Annotated in this window: 15 protein-coding genes; 1 reads left to right on the forward strand and 14 read right to left on the reverse strand. The window is 73.3% G+C overall.

The annotated features are described in order from the left end of the window. Positions 1 to 155: 155 nt before the first annotated feature. From SCAB_RS08430 to SCAB_RS08490, 13 genes are all read right to left on the reverse strand, one after another. The gene (locus tag SCAB_RS08430) at positions 156 to 665 is read right to left on the reverse strand and encodes an O-acetyl-ADP-ribose deacetylase (RefSeq protein WP_012999637.1); all 510 of its coding nucleotides are present in this window, start codon (positions 663 to 665) and stop codon (positions 156 to 158) included. 386 nt (positions 666 to 1,051) lie between these two features. Continuing rightward, the gene (locus tag SCAB_RS08435) at positions 1,052 to 1,552 is read right to left on the reverse strand and encodes a VOC family protein (protein WP_012999638.1); all 501 of its coding nucleotides are present in this window, start codon (positions 1,550 to 1,552) and stop codon (positions 1,052 to 1,054) included. Positions 1,553 to 1,644: 92 nt separating this feature from the next. Further along, a complete protein-coding gene (locus SCAB_RS08440; protein WP_012999639.1) occupies positions 1,645 to 2,838 on the reverse strand; it encodes a cytochrome P450 in 1,194 nt (397 codons plus the stop codon). Beyond that, entirely contained in the window at positions 2,835 to 4,247 is a 1,413-nt protein-coding gene (locus SCAB_RS08445) for an alkaline phosphatase family protein (RefSeq protein WP_012999640.1), read from the reverse strand. The genes SCAB_RS08440 and SCAB_RS08445 overlap by 4 nt, the downstream gene beginning before the upstream one ends. Beyond that, on the reverse strand, positions 4,244 to 5,410 hold the full coding sequence (gene eboE / locus SCAB_RS08450; RefSeq protein ID WP_012999641.1) for a metabolite traffic protein EboE: 1,167 nt from the start codon (positions 5,408 to 5,410) through the stop codon (positions 4,244 to 4,246). The genes SCAB_RS08445 and eboE overlap by 4 nt, the downstream gene beginning before the upstream one ends. Before the next feature lie 10 nt (positions 5,411 to 5,420). Further along, the gene (locus SCAB_RS08455) at positions 5,421 to 6,275 is read right to left on the reverse strand and encodes a TatD family hydrolase (RefSeq protein ID WP_012999642.1); all 855 of its coding nucleotides are present in this window, start codon (positions 6,273 to 6,275) and stop codon (positions 5,421 to 5,423) included. An 80-nt stretch (positions 6,276 to 6,355) separates the two neighbouring features. After that, entirely contained in the window at positions 6,356 to 7,153 is a 798-nt protein-coding gene (locus SCAB_RS08460) for an EboA domain-containing protein (protein ID WP_012999643.1), read from the reverse strand. 65 nt (positions 7,154 to 7,218) lie between these two features. Continuing rightward, positions 7,219 to 8,067 carry a sugar phosphate isomerase/epimerase family protein gene (locus SCAB_RS08465; protein ID WP_012999644.1) on the reverse strand — a complete coding sequence of 283 codons (849 nt, stop codon included), beginning with the start codon at positions 8,065 to 8,067 and terminating at the stop codon, positions 7,219 to 7,221. 83 nt (positions 8,068 to 8,150) lie between these two features. Then, positions 8,151 to 9,149: an SCO3242 family prenyltransferase gene (locus SCAB_RS08470; protein WP_012999645.1), complete on the reverse strand. Its 999-nt coding sequence runs from the start codon at positions 9,147 to 9,149 to the stop codon at positions 8,151 to 8,153. 173 nt (positions 9,150 to 9,322) lie between these two features. After that, positions 9,323 to 10,735: a phytoene desaturase family protein gene (locus tag SCAB_RS08475; RefSeq protein ID WP_041668971.1), complete on the reverse strand. Its 1,413-nt coding sequence runs from the start codon at positions 10,733 to 10,735 to the stop codon at positions 9,323 to 9,325. A 156-nt stretch (positions 10,736 to 10,891) separates the two neighbouring features. Beyond that, positions 10,892 to 11,737 carry an inositol monophosphatase family protein gene (locus tag SCAB_RS08480; protein WP_012999647.1) on the reverse strand — a complete coding sequence of 282 codons (846 nt, stop codon included), beginning with the start codon at positions 11,735 to 11,737 and terminating at the stop codon, positions 10,892 to 10,894. Between the two features lie 116 nt (positions 11,738 to 11,853). Next, entirely contained in the window at positions 11,854 to 13,680 is a 1,827-nt protein-coding gene (locus tag SCAB_RS08485) for a gamma-glutamyltransferase family protein (RefSeq protein ID WP_012999648.1), read from the reverse strand. A 59-nt stretch (positions 13,681 to 13,739) separates the two neighbouring features. Beyond that, a complete protein-coding gene (locus SCAB_RS08490; RefSeq protein ID WP_012999649.1) occupies positions 13,740 to 14,570 on the reverse strand; it encodes a class I SAM-dependent methyltransferase in 831 nt (276 codons plus the stop codon). 297 nt (positions 14,571 to 14,867) lie between these two features. Here SCAB_RS08490 and SCAB_RS08495 point away from each other — a divergent pair, with 297 nt between their 5' ends. Beyond that, the gene (locus SCAB_RS08495) at positions 14,868 to 15,539 is read left to right on the forward strand and encodes a hypothetical protein (protein ID WP_012999650.1); all 672 of its coding nucleotides are present in this window, start codon (positions 14,868 to 14,870) and stop codon (positions 15,537 to 15,539) included. 49 nt (positions 15,540 to 15,588) lie between these two features. Here SCAB_RS08495 and SCAB_RS08500 read toward each other — a convergent pair whose 3' ends face one another. After that, the gene (locus SCAB_RS08500; RefSeq protein ID WP_012999651.1) at positions 15,589 to 17,157 is read right to left on the reverse strand and encodes an NCS1 family nucleobase:cation symporter-1; all 1,569 of its coding nucleotides are present in this window, start codon (positions 17,155 to 17,157) and stop codon (positions 15,589 to 15,591) included. Positions 17,158 to 17,171 lie beyond the last annotated feature (14 nt).

Here is a 17,171-nt window from a genome sequence, read left to right on the forward strand (position 1 = left end):
GGGTCTTTCTCCCGGCAGGCAGCTCCGTACGACTCCGTTCGAGCCGCTCGGGCCGTTCGTCCGTCAGAGTGCGGCGCGGCGGCACACCGGACCGCTTCCCGTCCTGCGCCCCATGCCGGCTCCTCTGTCGGCTGCGCTGTCAGCCCGTCAGCCCGTCAGCCCGTCTGTGCGGCGAACGCCGCGTACGCCTCGTCGTCGAAGAGGACGAACCTGACCTCCTCGACCGAGGTCGGGGTGGCGCGGACGGTCTGTACGGCGATCCGGGCGGCGTCGTCCATCGGCCAGCCGTAGACGCCGGCGGAGACGGCGGGGAAGGCGACCGTACGGGCGCCCAGTTCGTCGGCCACGCGCAGGGACTCTCGGTAGCAGGAGACCAGCAGGGCGGAGCGGTCCAGGCTCTGGCTGTGGACCGGGCCGACCGTGTGGATCACCCAGCGCGCGTCCAGGTCGCCCGCCGTGGTGGCGACGGCCTGTCCGGTGGGCAGACCCCGCCCGTAGTGCGAGGCGCGGAGCTTGCGGCAGCCGGCCAGGATGGCGGGTCCGCCGCGCCGGTGGATCGCGCCGTCCACCCCTCCCCCGCCGAGGAGGGAGGAGTTCGCGGCGTTGACGATGGCGTCGGCGGACTGCTGGGTGATGTCCCCCCGGACGAGGGTGATGGTGGTCATGCCCGCCTCTATACCAGCCGACGGGGCGGCCGAGCCCCCGAAATACGGGGCGGTTGGCGCCCTCGGGCGCGGTCCGGACGTGGTCCGGCCTCCTCGCACGGCGGTGCCGCGCCGCTCACCCCTCGCAGGAGCCCCGGTCCACACGCAAGAGGCGTCGGGCACCGGCCCAGCGGCACAGCCCGACCCCGACGACGATGCCGAGGATGGTGATCACGGCGGGCACATGCGGTTCAGCTCGGCGTAGTCCCCGAACCCGATGCTGGTCACGGTGAGCCGAGAGCCAGTCCGGTGAGAAGAGTGGCCAGCAGGACGCCGCCCCGGGTACGCATCAGATCACCGCCCTTCACACCGTGCCCTTCGCGTCGTTCGCCCGGTTCCTCGGCCGGTCATGTGACCGACCGGGCAGCCGCTCCCGTGCGCAGATCGGGACCCCACCGGTCGATCGCCGACCGGAGGTCCAGAGGGAGCGGTCTCCGGTTCTCCTCCGGGGCCGGCCAGTCGGCGCGGGGGACGCGCCACAGCACCTCGAACTCGTGGCCGTCCGGGTCCACGCCGTGCAGGGACTTGGCCACCAGGTAGTCGGTGCTCCCGGTCAGGGCCCGGCGTGCATCGAGCAGGTCCGCCGTGTCGGCGAGTTCACCGAGCGTGCCGACCTCCCAGGCGAGATGGTGCAGTCCGACGCGGTCGCGCTGAGGGCCGGGCGCGTCGGGTCCCAGGGTGAAGAGGCCGAGGTCGTGGTCGTTGTCGCTGCCCCGGGCCCTGAGGAAGGCGGCCCTGCCGGGCATCTCGTGCTCGACGGCGAAGCCGAACACCTGGCTGTAGAAGGCGACGGAACACTCGATGTCACGGACGAACAGGACGGCGTGGTTGAGCCGGTTCACGGCCATCGAACCCTCATCTCTCTCGGTGCTGCCGCACTGGCCGATCGGTCCCTCCCGAGGTGAGGAGGACAGACCGATCGGAAAGATCGAACCGTTGGCTACCAGCTCACCGGCAACGACCGCACCCCGTGGACCGCGCTGATCGCCGGCGTGAAGTCCTCCGGCTCTCCGGCCGTCCGCAGGCCCGGCAGGCGGTCGAAGAGGGCGGGCAGGCCGACCTGGAGTTCCGCGCGGGCGAGGGACTGGCCGATGCACTGGTGCAGTCCGTGGCCGAAGGCGAGGTGGCCGGTGGTGGTGCGCCGGACGTCCAGGGTGTCGGGGGCGGTGAAGGCGGACGGGTCGCGGTTGGCGGCCTGGAGCGCCACGATCACGCCCTCGCCCGCGCGGATGCGGACACCGGAGACCACCACGTCCTCGGTGGCGATCCGGCGCAGTCCCGCGTGCGTGACGGTGAGATGGCGCAGGAGTTCCTCGACGGCTCCGGGCCACAGGGCGGGGTCCGCGCGCAGGGCGGCCAGTTGTGCGGGGTGGCGCAGCAGGTCCAGAACCGCGAGCGGGAACATGTTCGCGGTCGTCTCGTGGCCGGCCACCAGCAGCAGCGAGGCGATGCCGACGGCCTCGGGTGCGCTGATCTCGCCGGTGGCCACCCGGTCGCGTGCGAGACGGGTGAGGAGGTCGTCGGCGGGCTCCCGGCCGCGCCGGGCGAGCAGGTCGCCCAGGTAGGTGTGGAGGGCCGTGCGGGCCGCCATCATCTCCTCGGGCCCGGAGGAGAAACTGCTGAAGGCGTTCGCCTGGCGCTGGAAGAAGTCGTGGTCCTCGTACGGCACGCCGAGCAGTTCACAGATGGCGAGCGAGGGCAGCGGCAGGGCGTACGCCTCGACCAGGTCGGCGGCCGTGGCATCGTCCGCCGTCATCGCGTCGAGCAGCTCGCCGCAGATCCGGGCGATCGCCGGCCGCAGCTGTTCGATGCGGCGGAAGGTGAAGTCGGGGATCAGGACGCGGCGCAGTCGGGTGTGGTCGGGCGGGTCCATCATGAAGAACTGGCCCGGTCCGCGGGGCGGCGACTGCGGGCGGAAGCCGGGGAAGCCGTCGCGGGTCGCGTCGGCGCTGAAGCGCGGGTCGGCCAGGACCACGCGGGCGTCCTCGTGCCGGGTGATCAGCCAGGGGCTGTTGTCGCCCCAGATCGTCACGCGCCGGATCGGCTCCTCGGTACGCCACTTGGCGTACTCGGGCGACGGGTCGAGCAGGGGCCGGAGGGTGGGGAGGGGAGGGTGGGGAGGGTGGGTGGTCATGCGTGCGGCTCCTCTTCCGTCAGGCCCGCGAGGCCCAGCAGCAACGACTTGACCTCGGTGGCGGCGTACGCCTTCCGGGCCCGCTCGGGTGCGGAACACAGCAGTACGGGCCCGTCGTCTGGGTCGGCGGGCAGGCGTCCGTGGCTGCCGCCGACGCCGGACGGGTCCAGCGGGACCGTGCTGAGGCGGTAGCGGAAGCCCAGCTTCTTGCGGGCGACCTGGCCGATCGCGCGGAGCTTCACCGCGGGGACGGTCTCGTCGTACAGCAGCTCGGCGGGGTCGTAGCCGGGCTTGCGATGGATCTCGACCTGCCGGGCGAAGTCGGGGGCGCGGTCGTCGTCGAGCCAGTAGTAGTAGGTGAACCAGGCGTCGGGGTCGGCGACCGCGACCAGTTCGCCGGAGCGTTCGTGGTCCAGCCCGTGGGCCGCCTTGCCGGCGTCGTCCAGCACCACGTCCACGCCGTCGAGTCCGGCGAGGAGCCCCGCCACCTCCTCGGTGTCGGCCGGATCCCGCACGTACACATGGGCGATCTGGTGGTCGGCGACCGCGAAGGCCCGTGAGGTCCAGGGGTCGAGGTACTCCATGCCCTCCTGGGTGTGCACCTGGAGCAGACCGGCCCGGCGCAGGGCCCGGTTGATGTCCACGGGACGGGAGACGGGGGTGATGCCGTACTCGCTGAGCGCGACCACCGTGGCGCCCTCGTCCAGGAAGTGGTCGATCAACGGGCGCAGGGCGTCGTCGAGTTGCCGGGCCGCACGGGCCGTGGCGGGTGAACCGGGGCCGGAGCGCTGGGGTTCGTAGTCGAGCTGGGGGACGTAGACGAGGGTGAGGTCCGGCTCGTGCTCGTCGAAGACCTGGCGGGCGGCGCCGAGGATCCACTGGGTGGAGGGCAGGCCGGCGTTGGGTCCCCAGTACGTGAACAGGGGGAACGTGCCCAGCCGGTCGGTGAGTTCGTCGTGCAGGGCCGGCGGCCAGGTGTAGCAGTCGGGTTCCTTGCGGCCGTCGGAGTAGTAGACCGGGCGGGGGGTGACGGTGAGGTCGACGTCCGCGCCCATCGCGTACCACCAGCAGATGTTGGCGACCTTGTAGCCGGGGTCGGTCCTGCGGGCGGTCTCCCAGATCTTCTCGCCGCCGACGAGGGCGTTGTGCTGGCGCCACAGCAGCACCTCGCCGAGGTCCCGGAAGTACCAGCCGTTGCCCACCACGCCGTGTACGGACGGCGGTTCGCCGGTGAGGAACGTGGACTGGGCCGCGCAGGTGACGGCGGGCAGCACCGGGTCGAGCCGGGCCCGGAAGCCGCGTTCGCCGAGGGCGGCCACGGCGGGCATGTGGGCCAGCAGCTTCGGGGTGAGCCCGACGATGTCGAGGACGACGAGCCGGTCGGGTCGGGTGCTGTTCCTGGCGCTCATTTCTGGTCCTCCTCAAGGCCGAGGCCGGTCAACCGGTCCCGGGCCCAGGCGAGTTCGGCGGCGATGCCGCCGGGCAGGTCGGTGGGCGGTTCGGGGAGGACGGACCAGGTGTAGGTCTCGACCTCGATGTGGTCGCAGTGGGCCGAGGCCCCGCCGAGCAGTCCGGCCAGGACCCGGCTCAGCTGGTCGGCGGTGGTGCGCAGCGGCGGTTCGGGGTCGGCGTGCAGCGGCGCGTGGAAGTGGACGCGCCAGGGGCCGGTGTCCGTGGGCAGGCCCCCCTCCAGCGCCTCGGGCAGGTCGTCGACGCCCCGCACGTCCGGTGACTCCTGCCGGGCCGCCGTGCGCGTCTGGTGCAGGAACCGGGGCTCCGCGAGGCGCCGCAGGGCCGCGTGGGCGGCGGGGTCGGCCGGGTCGGCGGCCTCGACCGCGCAGGACGCCTGCAGTTTGACGACGGGAAGCCCGGCGTCCGCGAGGCGCCGCAGGGCGGCGCCGGGCTCCTCGAACTGCACGGCCAGGTGGCAGGCGTCGAGACAGACGCCGAGCCGCTCCGGGTCGAGGCCGCGCAGTTCCCGGACGGCCTGGGCGGTGGTCTCCACGACGCAGCCGGGCTCCGGTTCGAACCCGACCCGGATACGGCGGCCGGTGTCCGACTCGATGGCGGCGAGCCCTGCGGTGAGCCGGTCCAGGGCACGGCGGGCGGTGTCGGCGCGGTCCGGTGGCCACGGTGTGCGCCAGGCCAGCGGCAGGGTGGAGACGCTGCCGCGCTCGGCGTCGTCCGGGAGGAGGGCGGCGAGGACGCGGGCGCAGTCCAGGGTGTGGGCCAGCCGGGCCTCGTCCGCCCAGTCGGGGAGGTAGACGTCCTTCTTGACCACCTCGCGGTGGAACCCGGCGTAGGGGAAAGCGTTGAGGGTGACGGTCTCCAGGCCCCGGGCCGCGAGTTCGCCGCGGAGGTTCTTCACCTCTCCGGGTACGGCGACCAGTTCGGACACCACGTCGCGGGCGAGCCAGAGGCCGATGCCCAGCCGGTCGGCGCCGAGCCGCTCGCGCACCGGCTCCGCGTGGTCGGCGAGCTGGGCGAGGACGCCGTCGACGTCCTCCGCCTGATGGACGTTGCTGCAATAGCCGAGGTGGACGGTCGTGCCGTCCGGGTGCCGCAAGCGCATGGCCGGGCCCTCACTCCCCGCCGCGTCGGACGGAGTTGCCCTGGAAGCTCGACTCCTCGTCGGGCTTGGGCTCGTCGAGGTCGAGCCTGCCGCTCTGCCCGTAGAAGGCGACGGGGTTGCGCCACAGCACCTGGTCCACGGTGTCCTCGTCGAACCCGGCGGCGAGCATGGCGTCGGCGGTCCTGCGGGTCTTGAGCGGGTCCGAACGGCCCCAGTCGGCGGCCGAGTTGACCAGGATGCGGTCGGTTCCGTGCTCCTGGAGGATGGCGACCATGCGGTCCTCGCTCATCTTGGTCCTGGGATAGATCGAGAACCCGGCCCAGCAGCCGCTGTCGAGGACCGTGCCCACGGTCAGCTCGTTGAGGTGGTCGAGGACGACGAGTTCGGGCGCGATGCCCGACTCCCGTACGACGTCGAGGGTCCGCCGGGTGCCCGCGGCCTTGTCGCGGTGCGGGGTGTGGACGAGGGCGGGCAGGCGGTGCTCGACCGCGAGCCGGAGCTGGAGCGCGAGGGCCTCGTCCTCCTCCGGTGTCATCGAGTCGTAGCCGATCTCGCCGACGGCGACGACACGGTCCTTGGCGAGGTAGCGGGGCAGTTCGTCGAGCACGGGCCGGCAGCGCGGGTCGTTGGCCTCCTTCGGGTTGAGCGCGATCGTGCAGAAGTGCTGGATGCCGAACTGGGCGGCCCGGTAGGGCTCCCAGCCGAGCAGCGCGTCGAAGTAGTCGTAGAAGCTCTCCGGCGAGGTGCGGGGCTGGCCCAGCCAGAAGGCCGGCTCGACGACGGCGCGCACGCCGGCCGCGTGCATCGCCTCGTAGTCGTCGGTGGTGCGGGAGGTCATGTGGATGTGGGGGTCGAAGATACGCATGTGCTGCTGCCTCGGATTCCTGGGAGCGGTCCGTGCGCCTGGTGAGCGAGAGCGACGGGACCTGAGGGGCCGGTCGGTGGCTAGGCGGAGGCGGTGGCGGTGGCGCGGTGGAGCGACCGCAGGGCGCGTTCGGCGGCCGCCCTGCGGTCGGGCGCGGCGGCTTCCGTCTCGGCGGTGAGCCGGTCGGCCAGCGGGCCGGCCGCGGGAAAGGCGCCGACGACGGGCCAGACGTCCGCCGGTACCTCGCGCCCGGCGGCGACCCGTTCGTGCGCGAAGTCGGCCAGCATGCGGGCGAGTTCGGCGTCGGCGCGGGCGGCGGGAGAGGCGGTCCGGGCCAACGGGATCTCCTGGAACAGGCACTTCAGCACGGCCTGCCGGTACTCGGCGTCCGGCAGACGGGCGGCGCCGTACGGGCCGAGGGCGGCCTCGACGAGGCTGCCGTCGTTGCCGCGCAGCGCCTCGCGGACGAGCGGCAGCGCGAGGTCGCCGAGGGGTTCCCGGCCGGTCGCGGCGTCGTCGTCGGTGAACAGGTGCAGGGCACGCAGGACGGCCCGCTGTTCGGCCGGGTCGCCGTGGCGGAAGAGGCCCGCCAGTTCGTCGGCGAGCGGTTGCCCGCCCAGCGGCAGCGCGGTGAGCAGCACGGCGCGGGCGGCCTCGTCGACGGTGAGGCCCGCGTTCAGCCGGGCCCGGCCGCAGTGCCGTCGGACGGCGGGGAACAGGGCACGGATCGCGGCGGGCCGGTCGGCGACACGGGCCACGGCCTCGTCGAGCCAGGCGCGGGCCGCGGGGTCCAGCGCGTGGGAGGCGAGGAGGGTCCGGGGGTCGGGGGGTTCGGCCGGATCGGGGGTCTCGGGGGTCGGCAGTCCGGTGGAGAGCATGACGGAACAACCTCCTGCGGGGTGGGAGGACATGAGGGGGTGGTGGTCGGGGGCTGGGGGGCGGGTCAGGCCGTCGCCGCGCGGAGGAAGTCCAGGGAGCGACGGGCCACTTCGGGGGCGTCGAGCGAGCCGCCCTGGATCTCCACGGAGACCAGTCCGCGGTGGTCGAGGTCCCGCAGGGCGGCGAGGACGGGTGGGAAGTCGATCTCTCCGGTGCCGAGTTCGAGGTGCTGGTGGACGCCCCGCCGCATGTCCTCGATCTGCACGTTCAGCAGGCGTGGGGCGGCGAGACCGACGCACTCCAGCACCGTGCGCTCCTCCACGCAGTGCGCGTGGCCGATGTCGAGGGTGATGCCGAACAGTTCGTGTCCGCCGGTCATTTCGGCCAGTTCCAGGCACCGTTCGACGGTGTCGACGAACATGTACGGCTCGGGCTCGAAGGCCAGGGAGACGCCGTACCGCCCCGCCGTGTCCAGAACGGTCTCGACGCCCGCGGCGAGCCGCTTCCACGCGTCCCGCTCGGGCAGTCCGTCGTCCGGCGCGGGGCCGCTGCACAGGTGGACGGTGGGCGAGCCGAGGTCCGCGGCGATACGGACCGCGCGCCGCAGGAGGTCGATCCTGCGCTCGGCGTCGTCCGCCATGAGCGTGGGGTGGTGCTTGCCCCAGGGGTCGAGGAGGTAGGGGGCGCCGGTCTCGACGGTCACGTCGAGTCCGTGCCGGGCCAGGTCGCGGGCGAGCGCGTCCACCCGTCGGGGCAGGTCCCGCGCGTAGGGGTCGAGGTGGCCGTGGTCAAGGGTGAGCGCGACGCCGTCGTACCCGAGGTCGGCGAGGACCGCGAGGACGTCGTCGAGCCGGTGGTTGGTGAAGCCGTTGGTGCCGTAGCCGAATCTGAGGGGGGTGAGGGGCGGGGTCATGCCGGCTTCCTCCGCGGAGGTCTGTGCTGTTCGGGGAGGTCTGTGCTGGTGGGGAGGTCTGTGCTGGTCGGGGAGGTCGCTGTTCAGGTGGGGGACACGTGGCGCGCGAGCCGCCGCGCGAGGGGGTGGACGACGCCCAGGGCCGCCGCCGCGGCCGTGGCCCCGCTCCGGGCGGTCAGGGCCGCCTGCAGGGGCATCAGCCCGAGGATCCCGGCTCCGACGGCCCGTCGTACGTTCTCGCCCGAGGGCTTCCGTACGGCACGGGCCTGGGCGGTTCCGTAGCTGCCGAGGTAGGCGAGGGCCCCGGCGGTGACCACGGCGGCCCGGGCCGCGGCGGAGGGCGACACCGCGGGGGCACCGTCGCTCCCGGCGCGGTGGGCGGCGGCCGTGCGGACGGCCGGGAGGGCCGCCGCGAGTGCGGTGGTCGTGGAGGCGGCGAGGGTCGCGGCCGGCAGCCGGGCGGGGGCGCCGGAGATCTCGTGACGGCTGAGCACGGTCAGCGTGTAGGTGTGGGCGCCGACCAGCGCGGCGGGGACGGCACCGCGCAGCAGGGCGGCACCGGTTCCGGACGTACGGTCAGGGCCGCGTCCGGCGCCGGCCAGTGCGCCCGTGAGGACGTTCAGGGTCCGCGCGCAGGCCATGGCGGCGGGGCCCGCCGGGGTGGACTTGAGCTTCAGGTCGTACGCCCAGACGGCGCCGGCCAGCGGCAGCGCGCCCAGCAGGCTCCGGCGGCCCCCGGAGACGGCGGCCAGGGCGAGGCCCCCGGCGGTCAGGGCGCCCGCGACGGCGAGGGCGGTGCGGCGCGGGACCCGGCCCGAGGGGACGGGGCGCTCGGGACGCTCGACTGCGTCGACCGTGGCGTCGGCGTAGTCGTTGAGGGCCATGCCGGCCCAGTAGAGGCAGACGGACGAACCCATCACGCCGAGGGTCCGTGCACCGAGGGGTCGCCCCGCGGCGGCAGCTCCCGCGAGCACGTCGCCCGGGACACTCAACGCGGCCGGGGCGCGGACGAGTTGTGCGAGGTCGGCGAGGCCCGCGGCAGATCGCGAGCCGGAGCCCGGTAACGCACTCCGATCATTCATGGCGGCAACTTACCCATGCCACCTGCACATTCACATGGAGAAAGTGTGAAGACCTTTGTCGATTCGTGATGTTGTCCGGATCCCTGGGCCCGCGAACGGACTCATAGGTCGGTCCGCGGAGGGACTCGCAGGTCGGTCCGCGGGCGGACTCGCAGGTCGGTCCGCGGAGGGACTCACAGGTCCTGCCGGAGCCGGCGCCACACCGCCTTGGCCGCGTTGTGTCCCGACATGCCGTGCACGCCGGGGCCGGGCGGGGTCGCCGAGGAGCAGATGAAGACGGCCGGGTGCGGGGTGGCGTACGGGGCGAGCGAGAGTCTGGGCCGGAGCAGCAGTTGCAGGCCCGAGGCCGCGCCGCAGGCGATGTCCCCGCCCACGTAGTTCGCGTTGTGCGCGGCGAGTTCCGGCGGTCCCGCGGTGGCGCGCGCGAGCACGCGGTCGCGGAACCCGGGGGCGAACCGCTCCAGTTGGCGCTCGACGGCGTCCGTCAGGTCACCCGTCCAGCCGTTGGGAACATGGCCGTAGGCCCAGAAGGCGTGCTTGCCCTCGGGGGCCCGGCTCGGGTCGACTAGGCTCGGCTGCACGGTGATCAGGAACGGCCGGTCGGGCGCCCTGCCCTGCCGGGAGGCCGCGTCGAGCGCCGAGCCGATCTCGGCCCGGCTCGCCCCGACCTGGACGGTCCCGGCGACCCGCGCCTCCGGGGCGGTCCAGGGCACGGGGCCGTCGAGCGCGTAGTCGAGCTTGAACACGCTCGCGCCGTAGCGGTACGCCTCGTAGTGGCCGCCGAAGCCCGCGATCCGGGCCAGCGCGGTGGGTGAGGTGTCGAAGACGTAGGCGCGCGCCGGCGGCAGGTCGTCGAGGCGCTTGACCTCGTAGTCGGTGTGGACCGCGCCGCCGAGGTCCTTCAGGTAGGCGGTGAGCGCGTCGGCGATGGCCTGCGAGCCGCCCCGGGCGACCGGCCAGCCCGCGGCGTGCGCGGCGAGCGCGAAGACGAGCCCCACCGCGCCGGTGGCGAGGCCGCCTAGCGGGGCGATGACGTGGGCGACGAGACCGGCGAACAGCGCCTTGGCCCGTTCGTCCTTGAAGCGGCGCATCAGCCAGGTGGACGGCGGCAGCCCGACGAGCCCGAAGCGGGCGAGGGTGACCGGGTCGCGGGGCAGCGCGGACAGCGGCAGCGACATGAAGTCCCGGGCGAGCGTGTCCCACTTGGGCAGGAACGGCTCGACCAGCCTGCGGTACGCGCCCGCGTCACGCGGACCGAACGAGGCGGCCGTCTCCCCCACCGAGCGTGACAGCACGGCCGCCGAACCGTCGGGGAAGGGGTGCGCCATCGGCAGCTCGGCGTGCAGCCACTCCAGGCCGTAGCGCTCCAGCGGCATCGCCTTGAACGCGGGCGAGTTGACACCGAGGGGGTGGGCGGCCGCGCAGGGGTCGTGGCGGAAGCCCGGCAGGGTCAGCTCAGCGGTGCGGGAGCCTCCCCCCACGGTGGACTTCGCCTCGAACACGGCCACGGAGAACCCTCGGCGGGCCAGCTCCACGGCAGCCGTCAGGCCGTTCGGCCCCGCCCCCACCACCACCGCGTCGAGCATCGACGGCACGTCCGGACCCCTTCGTCAGCCGATGGTCAGGAGCCGTCGGCGACATCCCCGCCGGCGGACAGACCTGGGCCCAGGATATGCCCGGCCACCGACAGGCCCGGGCAAGGGTGCACCCCACCGGCGGAGGCGCCGCCTCCATCGGGCTCGTCAGGCGCCGCCCGACAGCAGCCCCACCACCCGGCGGGCCGTGGCCGTGTCCCGGGCCGTGGTGAAGGGCAGGGTGTTGCCGCCGGTTATCCGGAAGGGCTCGCCGGCCAGGGTGAGATGGGCGCCGCCCGCCTCCTGGACGAGCAGCAGACCGGCCGCGTGGTCCCAGGCCGCCTCCCAGGAGAACGCGGTCGCGTCCAGCCGGCCCTCCGCGACGGCGAGGTACTCCAGCCCGGCGGAACCGCAGGGGCGCGGGGCCACGCCGTCCGTCCGGAGGCCGAGCAGGGCCCGCTTCTGCTCCGGCGTGGTGTAGTCCGGGTGGGAGGTGGCGATGTCGAGGTCCCGGTCCGGGGCGGGCGAGCCGGCCCGCAGGGGCACGCCGTCGACGGTGGCGCCCCGGCCGCGGACCGCCACGGCGAACCGGTCGAGGGCGGGCGCGTAGGTCCAGGAGGCGTGCAGGACGCCGCCGCGGGCGAGGGCGACGAGGGTGCAGAAGCCGGGGTCGCCGTTCACGAACTGGCGGGTGCCGTCCACCGGGTCGACGATCCAGACCGGTGCGTCGCCCTGGATCGCCTCGTACGAGGCGGGGTCGGCGTGCACGGCCTCCTCGCCGACGACGACCGAGCCCGGCAGCAGCGCGGTGAGCGCCTCGGTCAGATACAGCTCGGCCTTGCGGTCGGCGTCGGTCACCAGGTCGTGCGGGCCGCTCTTCTGGTCGACCTCGTGCGCGGCGAGCTGCCGGAAGCGCGGCATGATCTCCGCGGCGGCGGCCTTGCGGATCGCCGCCTCGACGTCCGAGGCGTGCCGGGCGAGAAACTCGTCGATGGTTTCGGTGTCTTCGATCATGCCTCCATGACAGCACGCGCCACTGACAACCCCTGCCCGTCCGGTGTATTCGGTACGGAATCGGCATGAACAGGCGGGGCGGACCGTACCCCGTGCGAGCCGGGACGAGCCGCGGCTCAGCGCCCGACCGCGTATCCCTGCATCCCCCGCGGGTTGGCCGCCGCCGACAGGACCCCGCTGCGGGGATCGCGGGCGACCGCGCAGAGCCTGCCCTCGGACCAGTCCTCGCCGAGGACGAGGTCGTGGCCGCGCCGGCGCAGCTCCTCGACGACCTCCGGGGGCGTGCGGGACTCGACGGTGACGCTGCCGGGGCGCGTGCCGCGCGGATAGAAGGAGCCGGGGAAGCTGTCGTTGTGCCAGTTCGGGGCGTCGATCGCGCCCTGGAGGTCGAGGCCGCCGCGGACCGGCGGGCGCAGGGCGACGGCGAGGAAGAAGTGGAGCTGCCACTGATCCTGCTGGTCACCGCCGGGTGTGCCGAAGGCCATGACCGGCACCCCGTCGCGCAGCGCCAGCGACGGGGTGAGCGTGGTGCGCGGCCTGCGCCCGGGGGTGAGGGAGTTGGGCAGTCCCTCGTCGAGCCAGGTCATCTGCAGCCGGGTGCCGAGCGGGAAGCCCAGCTCGGGCACCACCGGGTTGGACTGCAGCCAGCCGCCGCTGGGCGTGGCGGCGACCATGTTCCCCCAGCGGTCGACGACGTCGAGGTGGCAGGTGTCTCCCCGGGTGCTCCCGTCCGCCGCGACCTCGGGCTCGCCCGGTACCGGCGACCGGGGGCTCCGGGCGACGGTGGGCTCGCCGGCTCCCGGGGCACCGCCGCCGGGCTCCTCGCCGGCCACCACGCGCGCGTGCGCGCTCAGGCGCGGGGTACGGCCACCCGGAGCGCCCGGCCGCAGGTCGTACGAGGCGGTGTCACCGACGAGGGCCCGCCGCGCGGCGTTGTACTCCTCGGACAGCAGGTCGTCGAGCGGGACCGGCGCCGCGTCCCCGTACCAGGCCTCGCGGTCCGCCATGGCGAGCTTGCAGCCCTCGACGAGGAGGTGCATGTACGCGGCGGAGCCGTGGGCGGGGAGTTCCTCGGGCAGCAGCGCGAGCTGCTGCAGCAGGACCGGGCCCTGGCTCCAGGGGCCGGCCTTGCACAGGGTCCAGCCGTTCCAGTCGTAGGTCGCCGGGGCCTCGTAGGACGCCGACCAGCCGGCGAGGTCGGCCGCGGTGAGCGTCCCGGTGTGCCGTTCCCCGCTGGTGTCGAGCGTGGGCCGCGCGGACTGCCGGACGAGGGCCTCGGCGACGAAGCCGGTGCGCCAGACCTCGCGGGCCGCCTCGATACGGGCCTCGCGGTCCTTCGCGCCCTCGGTCTCGGCGAGGAGCCGCAGCCAGGTCACGGCCAGGTCCGGGTTGCGGAACAGCTCACCGGGGCGGGGCGCCCGTCCGCCCGGCAGGTACACCCGTGCCGACGACGGCCACTCCCGCTCGAAGAGGTTCCGCACGGTCTCGACCGTCGCCGCCACGTTCTCCACCGGAGCGTGGCCGTCCCGCGCGTACCCGATGGCGTACTTCAGGACGTCGGCGAGGTCCTTGGTGCCGTGGTCGCGCAGCAGGAGCATCCACGCGTCGAACGCGCCCGGCACGGCGGCCGCCAGCGGGCCCGTGCCGGGGACCAGTTCCAGTCCGAGCCCCCGGTAGTGCCGGACGGACGCCCCGGCGGGTGCCACGCCCTGTCCGCACAGCACCCGGACCTCGCCGTCCGCCGGCGCGAGCAGGATCGGTACCTCACCGGCGGGCCCGTTGAGGTGGGGTTCGACGACGTGCAGGACGAAACCGCCCGCCACGGCCGCGTCGAAGGCGTTGCCGCCGTCCTCCAGGACCGCCATCGCCGACTGGGAGGCGAGCCAGTGCGTGGAGGACACCATGCCGAAGGTCCCCTGGAGCGTCGGTCGAGTGGTGAACACGGCGGACTCCTCACTGCGCGACGGGCGTTCGCCGATCGTACGCAGTCCGCCGCCGGCCCTCAGGGACGCCGTCCCATCGTCAGCACATGCCCGCTCGCCCCGAGCAGCGACGGCTCCGACTCGATCCGCCGGGTCGCGGCCAGCACCGCCTCCCGGCGCTCCGGGGCGTCCAGCCACTCCTCCACCCCGCCCATCAGCCAGGCGACGCCCTCGACGCCGTACTGCCCCTCGTGGGTGAGCCCCGCCTCGGTGAACTCCCCGGGCACCTCGGCGGGATCGGCGAGGCAGGCGGTGGTGAAGTGCGGGTCCTCCGGGGAGCGGCGGTGTCTGCCGTGGCCCGCCACGGAGTCGATGTGCTCGCGGCGCTCCGGGATGAAGTAGTTCCCCAGCATGAGCGTGTCGTTGAGCCCCGCGAAGCGGTTGATCGTGGCCGCGACCACCACACCGCCCGGGCGGACGGTCCGGTGGGCCTCGGTCAACGCCCGTACCCGGTCCGGGCGTTCGGGCAGGTGGTAGAGCGGCCCGAGGAACAGCACCACGTCGTACGCGGCGTCCCCGGCGGGCAGCGCGCGGGCGTCCCCGAGCCGCGCGGTGACCCCGGGCAGCCGCCCCGACCGCTCCACGTGCATCGGCACGGGATCGACGACCTCGACCTCGTACCCGTCCTCGGCCAGCCACTCGGCGTGGATCCCCGTGCCGCCGCCGGCGTCGAGCACGCGCGCGGGCGCGGCCGGCAGCAGCCGCCGCAGGAGGTCCTGGGCGCGCCAGAACTCCAGCCGCCCGGCACCCTCCCTGAGGCGGGTGTTCTCCCCGCCCCGTTCGTAGCAGGCGAGGATCTCCTCCGGCAGAGAAGAGACTGTGGGCTCGGTGACTTCCGGTAACCGGTTCATGCGTCAAGACTGCTGATCGTGGGGAGCGCGCGGCAAACGGTTGTCGTCCCTCCCCGTCCCGGCCCGCCCCTGTGCCGCGGCCGAGCCGGCCGGGCGCGGCGGACAGCGTGCAGGATCGTTCCCGGCGGTCGGCGTCCGCCACCGTTCACACGATCACCACTCCCACCGGTGAACCCCGGACCCGGTCACCACGTATGCACGGAGAGAGTCCGCACTTTCGTCCCACAGAGAGTCATGTGACACTGACGTACCCCACCGCCCGGCGGTACCCACCGCCTCGACCCCGAGAAGTGCGCTGTGCGTGAACTGCCTCTGCCGCTCGCCCTCACCGCGCGACTGCTGCCCGTCGCCGTACTCGCCACCGCCGGCTGGGCGTTGTCGTCCGGTCCGCTGGCCGCGAGCCCGGCCGGGGAGAACGCCACACAGGACACCGCGTCGGCGCCCATCTCCACCTCCGAGTCCGCGCCGTCGACCACGGCCGTGACGAAGACGTACGCGAAGGCACCCTCCCCCTGTTCCGGCGTGACGACCAAAACGGTCAAATCCCTCGTTCCGGGGGCGAAGACGGTGGGCAAGGAGATCGCGTCGACCAATGAGTCCGTACGCCGGACCTGTTCGTGGAACGCGCTCAAGGGCTTCGACTACCGCTGGCTCGACGTCTCGTACGAGATCCAGCAGTCGGACGACAAGGCCCGCAGCGCCTACGCGACCCGGACCACGGAGAAGAGCGGCGGCGGGGCCGTCCCGGGACTCGGCGACGAGGCCTACTCCGTGGTGAACCTCACCACGGACGACAAGCAGCAGACCCGCGAGGGCGTGGTGTACGTCCGCATGTCCAACGCCCTGGTGGTCGTCACCTACAACGGCAGCGACTTCGAGTCCCAGAAGGCGCCCGGCACGGATGTGATCAACAAGGGCGCCATCAAGGCCGCGAAGGAGGCGGCGGCCGTACTGAAGGGCGCCCGCTAGCAGCGGGATCCCTCCGGCACGGCCACCGCCACCCCGGTCGGGGCCGCCGTCAGACGGGCACCTTCTCCGTCCGCCGCAGCTCCTTCTTCCTCTCGCCGGCCATCAGCACCACGTACAGCAGCATCGAGGTGCCCAGACCCACCGCCCAGCCGTAGTCGGCGAGCGGCTTGAGGAACGGGATCATGCCGTCGTGCGGGAACGGACCCGAGGCCACGCCGTCCTCGGAGACGGTCGAGTAGGAGCCGCCGACCGCGAGGACACCGCCGACCACGAAGGCGGCTATGGCCCGCCAGTTCCAGCCGGACGCGTACCAGTAGCGCCCGCCGGGCGTGTACAGGTCGGCGAGGTGCAGCACGGTACGGCGGATGATCCAGTAGTCGGCGATGAGGATGCCCGCGACGGTGCCGAGCAGGCCGCCGACCACGCCGAGCCAGGTGAAGATGTAGAACTCGGGCGTCGAGATCAGCTTCCACGGGAAGATCAGGATGCCCACGACGCCCGTGATGAGGGCGCCGGTGCGGAAGTTGATCAGCTTCGGGGCGAGGTTCGCCAGGTCGTACGCCGGGGACACGACGTTCGCCGCGATGTTCACGGAGATCGTGGCGACCAGCACGATGATCAGCGCGAAGAGCAGTCCGAAGGCACTGTCCGTCTTGGCGGCCAGCGCGACCGGGTCCCAGACGGCCTCGCCGTAGACCACCTCGGAACCGGAGGTGACCAGTACGGCGAGGACCGCGAAGAGGGTCATGGTGGTGGGGAGGCCCAGGGCCTGGCCCCAGGTCTGCGCCTTCTGGCTGGCGCCGAAGCGGGTGAAGTCGGGGATGTTCAGGGACAGGGTCGCCCAGAAGCCGATCATGCCCATCAGCGACGGGAAGAAGACCGGCCAGAAGTCCGGCCCCCAGCCGAGCTTGGACGACTGGTCGAGCAGCGCGCCGAAGCCGTCGGCCTTGACCGCGATCCAGCCCAGCAGCACGAGCGCGCCGACGATCACGAAGGGCGCGGCCCAGTTCTCGAAGTGCCGCAGGAAGTCCATGCCCCGGTAGATGATCGCTATCTGCAGCGCCCAGAAGACGAGGAAGCAGAGCCACAGCGGCCAGGGATGCCCCCCGATCTGTCCCGCTTTCTCCCATTCGCCGCCGGTCAGCTTGGAGCCGAGGACGAAGATGCCGGACCCGCCGATCCAGGTCTGGATGCCGAACCAGCCGCAGGCCACGGCAGCCCGGATCATCGCCGGGATGTTGGCGCCGCGCAGCCCGAAGGAGGCGCGGGCGAGCACCGGGAACGGGATGCCGTACTTGGGGCCGGCGTGCCCGGTGGCGAGCATCGGCAGCAGCACGATGATGTTGGCCAGGGCGATGGTGAAGACGGCCTGCTTCCAGTCCATGCCGAGGGCGACCAGGCCGGAGGCCAGGGTCCAGCTGGGGATGCAGTGGGCCATGGAGATCCACAGCGCCGCGAAGTTGTACGTCGTCCACTTGCGTTCGGAGACGGGTACGGGGCGCAGGTCCTCGTTGGCGAAGGGACTCTCGGCGGGGAAGGCCCCGGGAGCCAGTTCGATCCGGCCGGACGGGTCGGCGGTCTGGGCTCTCGGCGACCCCGAGGAGGCTATGTCGGTCATGGGCAGGCCAATCA

The organism is Streptomyces scabiei 87.22 (assembly GCF_000091305.1).
GTDB classification, from domain to species: Bacteria; Actinomycetota; Actinomycetes; order Streptomycetales; family Streptomycetaceae; genus Streptomyces; species Streptomyces scabiei.

Excerpts from the sequence above, each read along its gene's own strand:
- SCAB_RS08430 (WP_012999637.1), bottom strand. The coding sequence starts at position 665 with ATGACCACCATCACCCTCGTCCGGGGGGACATCACCCAGCAGTCCGCC.
- SCAB_RS08435 (WP_012999638.1), bottom strand. The coding sequence starts at position 1,552 with ATGGCCGTGAACCGGCTCAACCACGCCGTCCTGTTCGTCCGTGACATC.
- SCAB_RS08440 (WP_012999639.1), bottom strand. The coding sequence starts at position 2,838 with ATGACCACCCACCCTCCCCACCCTCCCCTCCCCACCCTCCGGCCCCTG.
- SCAB_RS08445 (WP_012999640.1), bottom strand. The coding sequence starts at position 4,247 with ATGAGCGCCAGGAACAGCACCCGACCCGACCGGCTCGTCGTCCTCGAC.
- eboE (WP_012999641.1), bottom strand. The coding sequence starts at position 5,410 with ATGCGCTTGCGGCACCCGGACGGCACGACCGTCCACCTCGGCTATTGC.
- SCAB_RS08455 (WP_012999642.1), bottom strand. The coding sequence starts at position 6,275 with ATGCGTATCTTCGACCCCCACATCCACATGACCTCCCGCACCACCGAC.
- SCAB_RS08460 (WP_012999643.1), bottom strand. The coding sequence starts at position 7,153 with ATGCTCTCCACCGGACTGCCGACCCCCGAGACCCCCGATCCGGCCGAA.
- SCAB_RS08465 (WP_012999644.1), bottom strand. The coding sequence starts at position 8,067 with ATGACCCCGCCCCTCACCCCCCTCAGATTCGGCTACGGCACCAACGGC.
- SCAB_RS08470 (WP_012999645.1), bottom strand. The coding sequence starts at position 9,149 with ATGAATGATCGGAGTGCGTTACCGGGCTCCGGCTCGCGATCTGCCGCG.
- SCAB_RS08475 (WP_041668971.1), bottom strand. The coding sequence starts at position 10,735 with ATGCTCGACGCGGTGGTGGTGGGGGCGGGGCCGAACGGCCTGACGGCT.
- SCAB_RS08480 (WP_012999647.1), bottom strand. The coding sequence starts at position 11,737 with ATGATCGAAGACACCGAAACCATCGACGAGTTTCTCGCCCGGCACGCC.
- SCAB_RS08490 (WP_012999649.1), bottom strand. The coding sequence starts at position 14,570 with ATGAACCGGTTACCGGAAGTCACCGAGCCCACAGTCTCTTCTCTGCCG.
- SCAB_RS08500 (WP_012999651.1), bottom strand. The coding sequence starts at position 17,157 with ATGACCGACATAGCCTCCTCGGGGTCGCCGAGAGCCCAGACCGCCGAC.